Annotated in this window: 8 protein-coding genes and 1 riboswitch; of the genes, 3 read left to right on the top strand and 5 right to left on the bottom strand. The window is 52.4% G+C overall.

What is annotated here, in order from left to right; translation table 11 throughout:
• On the top strand, positions 1-184 hold a 184-nt coding region (locus RAC65_RS19035; RefSeq protein WP_375097044.1), incomplete at its 5' end, for a hypothetical protein.
• Positions 185-228: 44 nt separating this feature from the next.
• Here RAC65_RS19035 and murI read toward each other — a convergent pair.
• Positions 229-1,080 (bottom strand): glutamate racemase, encoded by an 852-nt coding sequence (gene murI / locus RAC65_RS19030; protein WP_205958973.1) that lies wholly within the window; start codon positions 1,078-1,080, stop codon positions 229-231.
• The gene (btuB, locus tag RAC65_RS19025; protein ID WP_375097043.1) at positions 1,025-2,911 is read right to left on the bottom strand and encodes a TonB-dependent vitamin B12 receptor BtuB; all 1,887 of its coding nucleotides are present in this window, start codon (positions 2,909-2,911) and stop codon (positions 1,025-1,027) included. Before btuB ends, murI begins: the two co-directional genes overlap by 56 nt.
• 65 nt (positions 2,912-2,976) lie before the next feature.
• Positions 2,977-3,160, bottom strand: a riboswitch (cobalamin riboswitch).
• A 121-nt stretch (positions 3,161-3,281) separates the two neighbouring features.
• Between btuB and trmA the strand changes: the two genes are divergently transcribed.
• Positions 3,282-4,385, top strand: a complete 1,104-nt coding sequence (trmA, locus tag RAC65_RS19020; protein ID WP_205950954.1) for a tRNA (uridine(54)-C5)-methyltransferase TrmA — start codon at positions 3,282-3,284, stop codon at positions 4,383-4,385.
• Between the two features lie 34 nt (positions 4,386-4,419).
• Here the strand turns inward: trmA and RAC65_RS19015 are convergent, their stop codons facing one another.
• Both RAC65_RS19015 and fabR read right to left on the bottom strand, forming a co-directional pair.
• A complete protein-coding gene (locus RAC65_RS19015; RefSeq protein ID WP_006121168.1) occupies positions 4,420-4,773 on the bottom strand; it encodes a YijD family membrane protein in 354 nt (117 codons plus the stop codon).
• A gap of 14 nt (positions 4,774-4,787) precedes the next feature.
• Entirely contained in the window at positions 4,788-5,435 is a 648-nt protein-coding gene (gene fabR, locus RAC65_RS19010; protein WP_006121169.1) for an HTH-type transcriptional repressor FabR, read from the bottom strand.
• A gap of 193 nt (positions 5,436-5,628) precedes the next feature.
• Here fabR and sthA point away from each other — a divergent pair, with 193 nt between their 5' ends.
• Positions 5,629-7,029 (top strand): Si-specific NAD(P)(+) transhydrogenase, encoded by a 1,401-nt coding sequence (gene sthA / locus RAC65_RS19005; protein WP_033738119.1) that lies wholly within the window; start codon positions 5,629-5,631, stop codon positions 7,027-7,029.
• Here sthA and oxyR read toward each other — a convergent pair.
• Positions 7,012-7,929: a DNA-binding transcriptional regulator OxyR gene (gene oxyR, locus RAC65_RS19000; protein WP_006121171.1), complete on the bottom strand. Its 918-nt coding sequence runs from the start codon at positions 7,927-7,929 to the stop codon at positions 7,012-7,014. The genes sthA and oxyR overlap by 18 nt on opposite strands.
• Between the last annotated feature and the right edge of the window lie 320 nt (positions 7,930-8,249).

Below are 8,249 nucleotides of genomic sequence, written 5' to 3'. Positions count from 1 at the left end.
CACACTTCTCTGTGGCGCGGGCTGCATATATTACGCTTTCCGCTTTATGAGTCAAGCACTTATTTTTGCTAAACTCATCGGTTTGAATGATTCTGAACCTTACTCAACCCGGCGCTTCGTATTCCGTTGTGCCGTGTCAGTGGAGGCGCATTATAGGGAGTTCTTCGAAGCTGACAAGGGCTAATTTCAATTAATTTTCCGAGTGCTGTTTTTTTCAGCGAAAACCCGCTAAAGCGCCAGTTTTTCAAGCAACGGGAAGCCATAACGCTGTAAAACCGGCGATAATTGCGCCGCCTCTTCATCCAGCTCAGTGCAAAACGCCATGTTTTGATCCGGCGAGCGGACTTCGGGTGCTTCATTGTCCAGTAGCCAGGCAGTACGTCTGGCTATTGCGGCACCGGAGTCAATCAAACGCGTACCTTCAGGCAGGACATGCTGAAGCTCATCGCGAAGTAAAGGAAAGTGCGTGCAGCCTAATACGACAGTATCCGGTGGCTCCGTCATACGTAACCAGGGTTGCACAATGCGCCTGACGTCATCCAGTGAAACCTTATCGCCATGAAGCTTGGCTTCGGCTAACTCCACCAGCTCGGCTGAGCCCAGCATTTCAATCTTGCAGGTTTTAGCAAACTGCGACACCAGATCATGCGTGTACGAACGCCGGACCGTTGCGCGCGTCGCCAGCAGCCCGACCACACCGTTACGTGTAAGGCGTGCAGCCGGTTTGATTGCCGGTACAACGCCGACAACCGGAAAGGCAAATCGCTCACGTAATGCAGGCAAAGTGACGGTGCTGGCGGTATTACAGGCAATAATGACGAGAGAAATGGGATGACGGCGAGTAATGGCATCAACCATCGCAACAACGCGCTCGACAATAAAGGTCTCGGTTTTCTCACCATAAGGAAAACCGGCATTATCGAACGCATAAAGATAATGCAGGTCCGGCAGGAGTTGCCGAACCTCATCATAGACAGAAAGCCCGCCTACGCCGGAATCAAACACCAGCACAGTCGGGCGCAGGTCAGAAGCTGTAGCTTCCGTTAAGGTAATACTCTCTTCCTGGAGTCTGGTAGCCATACGCTGTCTCGTAATCTTTATCGAACAGGTTGGCAATTCTACCACGAACGGTCAGATGTGATGTGACAGGATACGATACGGCGAGATCAACGGTGCTGTAGGCCGGCAAACGGCGCTGCTCACTCGTGTACTGGCTCGTGTTATTGTCATAACGCTTGCCAAAATACTGGTAAATAACATCTATATCAGCTTCATAAACCGTTACACCCAACTGATATTTCATCTGTTGACGAGACCGGCGAGCCAGGACTTCATCATCCGAATCGCGTCGGGCCTCAAGATAGCCTAAGGTGATTTGATGATGCAGGAAGGACGTATCAAAGTCCGCGGTGGCTTCAATACCTTTCATTGTCACCGCTTTCTGATTGAAATAGCCGCCCTGGAGTGTCACCGGATCGGACGCATAGTCAATCAGGTTCGTGACATGATTACGGTAGGCCGCCAGCCGCCAGTTAACGGGGCCACTTAACCCTTCGAGCGCAGCTTCCCATTGTTTTGATTTCTCAGGCTGCAAATCGGGATTGGCGCTAATGCCAAAATGCTTTTGGCCATAAAGCTGCCCCAGCGTCGGTGCCTGGAAACCGGTGCCATAGGAGAGCGATGCCTTATAACCCGGCACAAACTCCCATCCAGCCGCCGTTTGCCAGGTACCATGACGGCCATAATCCTGGTTATCGTCTCCCCGGACAGCCCCTTCAAGCGTAACAGTGCCCAATTGCTGCTGCGTCGTCAGATATGCCCCGGTATTATCCTGCTTATAGCGGTCCGTTTCTCTGGGCTGGCCAGAAAAGAGTTGGCCTACTGAGCTCAACGCTTGCCGCTGCCAGTCAATCCCGGTACTCACCGTGCCATAACCGACTGCGAAGGCGTTACCCCATTGAAGATTGCGCTGATCCATATCATCCAGCGTATTGGAGTCTGCGTAACGTTCCTCAGCGCCAACATAATTATATATTTTGTACTTTTGGTAGCTGGCGACCAGTTGAGAAGAATAATCACCTTTAGTTAAGCGCAGGCCGGTATCAAAGGCGTGGTTATAAATCTGCTGCTCATCCGATCCGCCCGGAAAGCCAGCATCGTAGTCAGTATTCGCCGCATAACCATAACCACGAAAGAAACCGGAAAACATGTCATTGAACTTATGCTCAACCCCTGCCCAGAACGCTTTGTTGCGCCAGCCATCACGATCGCGATCGGCTGGAGACATCGAATCAGGCTGGATGTTATAGCCATTGGTTGCCTGATAAGAACCGGCGACGGTAAGGCGGGTTTGGTCGGTCACATTCTGGTTTATGCCACCGCTGTATTCCTGATATCCCTTTGACCCCATGCCTGCAGAAAGCACATTGTGATTTTGTGGATTTTGAGTAATCACGTTTACCACTCCGCCAATGGCATCAGCGCCATAGACGGAGGAGCGCGGCCCGCGAATGAATTCAACGCGTTGTATAAGGGAGATCGGAATCAGATTGAAGTCCGCTGCACCGGTGATGCCCGGTCTGGCAAAGGGCACGCCATCCACAAGAATCAATGTCTGGCGCGCTTCAGCGCCTCGCACAAACATTGACGCACTTTGCCCAATCCCACCATTCTGCGCAATATCCACGCCGGGCAGGCGACGAAGCACGTCTACCAGATTTTTTGCCTGCCACAGGTCAATCTCATCCCGTGTCACCACCGAGGTTGAAGCCAGCACCGACGAAACCGGCTGTTGAAAACGATTAGCCGTCACGATGAGCGCATCATCACTTCTCTGTGCAAAGCCATTTTGCGCCCAGAGGAAAATCGCCGTTGCACTGAAGGCAAACAGCGGGGTTGTTGTTTTACTCATTTTTATCGCATCCAAAAGAAAAAGGATGCCGCAGGCATACAGTCGATAGCACGCGATGACTGTACGCGTGGCGACGTCACACCGGCAGGTCTTCGGGCTGGGAATCATAGCAGGTGATGACTTCCCATCCCGCAGGACAGTGTCTGCAATCGCAATCACCCTGACATTCCTTACCGCTGCGCGTCAGCTCCAGATTCACACTGGATTCCCTGTTAACTCAAGGTTGAGGCCGGTGCCCGCAGTCTACGAAGCGCGCACGGGCAAGTCCAGATCTGCACACCCCGACGCTCTGCTCGCGCGCGCAGGACTGGACATCAGCAGGTGAATCCCTACAATCGCCCGGCAAGCAGGCTATTAACCAGGATTAAACATGACACCCGAACATCTCCCTGTTGAACAGTATGACGCGCAGCTGGCGGAAAAAGTCAGTCGGTTAGAAACGATGATGACGCCTTTCGCTGCCCCCGCCGTGGAGGTGTTCCGTTCACCGATCAGCCACTATCGCATGCGTGCAGAATTCCGCATCTGGCATGATGGCGACGACATTTATCACATCATTTTCGATCAGGAGACGAAACAGCGCATTCGCGTTGACCAGTTCCCGGCGGCCAGTGCCCTGATTAACCAGATGATGCCGAAAATGATGGCGGTCATTCGCGATAATCGCATCCTGCGCCATAAGCTGTTCCAGATTGATTATCTGTCGACGCTAAGTAACCAAATCGTCATCTCCCTGCTCTATCACCGCAAGCTGGATGAGGAATGGCAGCAGGCCGCCACAACGTTACGCGATCAGTTGCGGGCGGAAGGCGTCGATGTGCAGCTGATTGGTCGCGCCACTAAGACCAAAATTTGCCTTGATCGGGATTACGTGGAAGAGCGTTTGCCGGTCGCCGGTAAAGAGATGATTTATCGACAGGTGGAGAACAGCTTCACGCAACCCAACGCGGCGATGAACATTCATATGCTGGAATGGGCGCTGGATGTGACAACGGGTTCCCGTGGCGATTTACTGGAACTCTACTGTGGTAATGGCAACTTCTCGCTGGCGCTGGCCAGAAATTTCCGCCGCGTGCTGGCCACGGAAATTGCCAAGCCATCCGTCGCGTCGGCCCAGTACAATATTGCCGTCAACCAGATTGATAATGTCCAGATTATTCGCATGGCGGCCGAAGAGTTTACCCAGGCAATGAACGGCGTGCGCAGCTTTAACCGGCTGGAGGGGATCGACCTGAAGAGTTATGACTGCGAGACGATCTTTGTGGATCCGCCGCGCAGTGGGCTGGATGAGGAAACCGTCAGGATGGTGCAGGCTTATCGCACGATCCTGTATATTTCCTGCAACCCGCAAACCCTGTGTGACAATCTGCTGGAGCTGGCGCAAACCCATGATGTCACGCGACTGGCCCTGTTTGACCAGTTCCCGTATACCCATCATATGGAATGCGGTGTGCTACTGACACGCAAAGCGTAAAAAAACGGGAACCCAGGGGTTCCCGTTTTTGTGATTACCGGTTGCGATTGCGCTTGTAACGCAGGGCAATCCAGAACACCAGCCCGACCATAAGAATCGTGGGGATAAAGTTAGATCCGATATCCGGATATTCGGCACGCACTAATGCGCTGTACACCAGGATTCCCAGCAGGAAGAAGGCCGCAGCCAGCCCCGGAACCCCATCGGGCATACTTTTATTCAGGTAGCGTTGATGCAGGCACCATGCCGCCAGCCCCAACGCAATCAACGGGAAAATAGAAAAAGGAACGAAAGCACTAAACAGCACAGAGAACGAGCCGTTCATAGCAAGGCCGGTAATAAAAGCCAGTAACATCGTGCCTTTATCACGGGAGCTTGGGTGGGTCATGGCAGGGTCCTTATTCATAGCTCTTCAGGTTTATCCAGGGTTACCGCCAGGCGTTCTTGTTCCCGGCGATACCAGTAATACGCGCCCTTCGCGATCATACGTAACTGCAATACCAGACGATCTTCCAGCTTACGACGCTGCGCTATATCAATATCCAGCGCCTCGGCACCGGCACTGAAGACAATAGTCACCATCGCTTCAGCCTGCGCTTCGGTGAAGCTGCGCGGCATGCGGTTTTCGACCTCAAGATAATCAGCCAGTTCAGCAATAAAATGTTGGATTTCACGCGCAACCGCCGCACGGAAAGCCGCAGACGTCCCCGAACGTTCGCGTAACAGCAGCCGAAACGCATTGGGGTTATTTTCGATGAACTCCATAAAGGTGGCGATAGAGGTTTTAATGATGCTGCCGCCTTTCGCAATACGTTGACGTGCCTGTCGCATCAACTGCCGCAGCATCAGCCCGCTTTCATCCACCATGGTTAAACCCAGCTCATCGACATCTTTAAAGTGCCGATAAAAAGAGGTTGGCGCGATGCCCGCCTCGCGGGCAACCTCACGTAAACTCAGACTGGCAAAACTGCGTTCGGCGCTGAGCTGACTGAAGGCAGCTTCAATCAGTGTACGTCGTGTACGTTCTTTTTGTTGCGCTCTGACGCCCATTCTCTCTGCCTTGTGAGGTTCTGAAACAGCACTATAACAAAATATTCAGCGTACAGTCCGGCAAACTTTGTGACGACGTGTTAAACCTCACTGAAAGCCAAAACGTGATGAAAATCGCTGTTAGAATTCAGAAGTGCGCGGCGAGATGTTAGAATCTCGTTGTAAAAATGTATAAATAATAGGACGTACCGGTATGCAAAAGTCTTACGATTACGATGTCATTGTGATTGGATCAGGACCAGGCGGTGAAGGTGCGGCGATGGGGCTGGTGAAGCAAGGCGCCCGAATCGCGGTTATCGAACGCTATCACAACATAGGCGGCGGCTGTACACACTGGGGTACGATCCCCTCGAAAGCCCTTCGTCATGCTGTGAGCCGCATCATCGAGTTCAACCAGAATCCCCTCTACAGTGACCATACCCGCCTTCTCCGCTCATCGTTTGCCGATATTCTCAATCACACGGAAAGCGTGATCAGCCAACAAACCGCAATGCGTCAGGGTTTTTACGAGCGCAATCGCTGTGAGCTGTTTCAGGGCGATGCGCATTTCGTGGATGCCAACACGGTTGAAGTGGAACATCATGATGGCACGCGCGAACAGCTGACCGCCGGGAAATTTATTATTGCCTGTGGTTCGCGCCCTTATCATCCGCATGATGTCGACTTTACCCATCCACGTATTTACGATTCCGATTCTATTCTCAACCTGCATCATGAACCCGGCCACGTCATCATTTATGGCGCGGGCGTGATTGGCTGTGAATATGCTTCCATTTTCCGTGGGCTCAATGTCAAGGTTGATCTGATCAACACCCGTGACCGCCTGCTGGCGTTCCTTGATCAGGAGATGTCTGACTCGCTGTCTTATCACTTCTGGAACAGCGGCGTGGTGATTCGTCACAACGAAGAGTTTGAGAAGATTGAAGGCGTGGATGACGGCGTTATCATGCACCTGAAATCCGGCAAGAAAGTCAAAGCGGACTGCCTGCTGTATGCGAACGGCCGTACAGGTAACACCGATTCACTGTCGCTGGAAAATGTCGGTCTGGAAGCGGATGGCCGTGGGCTGTTGAAAGTGAACAGCATGTATCAGACAGCGCAGCCGCACATTTATGCAGTGGGCGACGTCATTGGTTACCCCAGCCTGGCCTCCGCTGCTTACGATCAGGGCCGTATTGCCGCACAGGCCATCATTAAAGGCGAAGCCTCAGCGCACCTGATCGAAGACATTCCGACCGGGATTTATACCATTCCGGAAATCAGCTCTGTAGGCAAAACCGAACAGCAGCTCACGGCGATGAAAGTGCCTTACGAAGTAGGACGTGCGCAGTTTAAACATCTGGCGCGTGCGCAGATTGTGGGGATGAACGTCGGTAGTCTGAAGATCCTGTTCCACCGTGAAACCAAAGAGATTCTGGGCATTCACTGCTTTGGGGAACGTGCTGCGGAGATTATCCATATCGGTCAGGCGATCATGGAGCAAAAAAATGGTGGCAACACAATTGAGTACTTTGTGAATACCACCTTTAACTACCCGACCATGGCAGAAGCGTATCGCGTCGCCGCGCTAAACGGTTTAAACCGCCTGTTTTAGCGTGGTATCGAAATAGCCTTGCATATGTGTGCGGATTGCCTCTGCCAGTTGTTCATAACGGCTGCGCAGAGGTGAGCCGGGACGGTAAACCAGCGCAATTGTACGCTGTGGTACCGGCTTATAACAGGGCAGATAACAAACCCCATCACGCACACGCTGTGGCGGGACAGCCAGAGCAGGCAGTAACGTAATACCGCTTCCTGCCGCGACCATATTGCGCAACGTTTCCAGGCTTGTCGCACGGAAATGGGTATCTTCGTCTGCACCCGCTTCAAAACAAAAACCCATGGCCTGATCGCGCAGGCAGTGGCCGTCTTCCAGCATCAGCAGTTTTTCACCGGCCAGATCGGACATTGGCACACGATCGCGTTCGCGCCACGGATGATCCTCATAAACTGCCAGCTTCATCGGCTCATCGAACAGCGGGACTTCAATAAAGGCTTCGCTTTCTTTGACCAGCGCCAGAATCGCGCAGTCCAGTTTGCCGCTGTCGAGCTGAGCCAGCAATTGCTGGGTCTGTGCTTCATGCAGGTACATTTCCAGCTTTGGAAAAGTCTGATGCAGCATAGGAATAATTTGCGGCAGTAAATACGGACCGGTGGTAGGAATCAGCCCAATATGCAGTGGTCCTGACATCGCTTCGCCCTGCTGACTGGCCATCTCTTTCAGCACTTTGACTTCACGAAGGACAGTACGCGCCTGGTCGACCAGCAGCAAACCGGCCTGCGTAAACAGTACTTTGCGGCTGGTACGTTCCAGCAGCATGACACCTAACTCATCTTCTAATTTGCGAATCTGCCCGCTTAAGGTCGGCTGACTGACATGACAGGCATCCGCCGCACGTCGGAAGTGACGATGTTCAGCAAGCGAAACCAAATATTCAAGATCACGGATATTCATTATTACCCTCCATTCCACGATAGCTCGTGGCGATAGATAGAATAGCAACCAACGATTGGCCCTATCAAGAGCGGATGGGAATAATGCCCACATCAAATTCAGACTCATCGCCACCCAGGGAAATGTTTTCTGAATCATAAAGACAGCGTTATCCGCTGTTTTTAGCTGACGCAAATCTTCTGGCGACGCTGATAAAACAAAAAACTGAACAGGCGAAGGCCAGACGACAAGCGTAACGAATCTGAACATCGGTCGGGAGCACCGATGGTCTGATGATGTGCCTAAAATAAAAGTAGTTTCTGAAGCTAGAGGTTGGCGGG

The organism is Pantoea sp. BS_8 (genome assembly GCF_041954965.1).
GTDB classification, from domain to species: domain Bacteria; phylum Pseudomonadota; class Gammaproteobacteria; order Enterobacterales; family Enterobacteriaceae; genus Pantoea; species Pantoea stewartii.
This window is presented reverse-complemented; position numbering and strand designations above follow the sequence as displayed.

Coding starts and splice junctions, on each gene's coding strand:
- murI (WP_205958973.1), bottom strand. CDS start 1,080: ATGGCTACCAGACTCCAGGAAGAGAGTATTACCTTAACGGAAGCTACA.
- btuB (WP_375097043.1), bottom strand. CDS start 2,911: ATGAGTAAAACAACAACCCCGCTGTTTGCCTTCAGTGCAACGGCGATT.
- trmA (WP_205950954.1), top strand. CDS start 3,282: ATGACACCCGAACATCTCCCTGTTGAACAGTATGACGCGCAGCTGGCG.
- RAC65_RS19015 (WP_006121168.1), bottom strand. CDS start 4,773: ATGACCCACCCAAGCTCCCGTGATAAAGGCACGATGTTACTGGCTTTT.
- fabR (WP_006121169.1), bottom strand. CDS start 5,435: ATGGGCGTCAGAGCGCAACAAAAAGAACGTACACGACGTACACTGATT.
- sthA (WP_033738119.1), top strand. CDS start 5,629: ATGCAAAAGTCTTACGATTACGATGTCATTGTGATTGGATCAGGACCA.
- oxyR (WP_006121171.1), bottom strand. CDS start 7,929: ATGAATATCCGTGATCTTGAATATTTGGTTTCGCTTGCTGAACATCGT.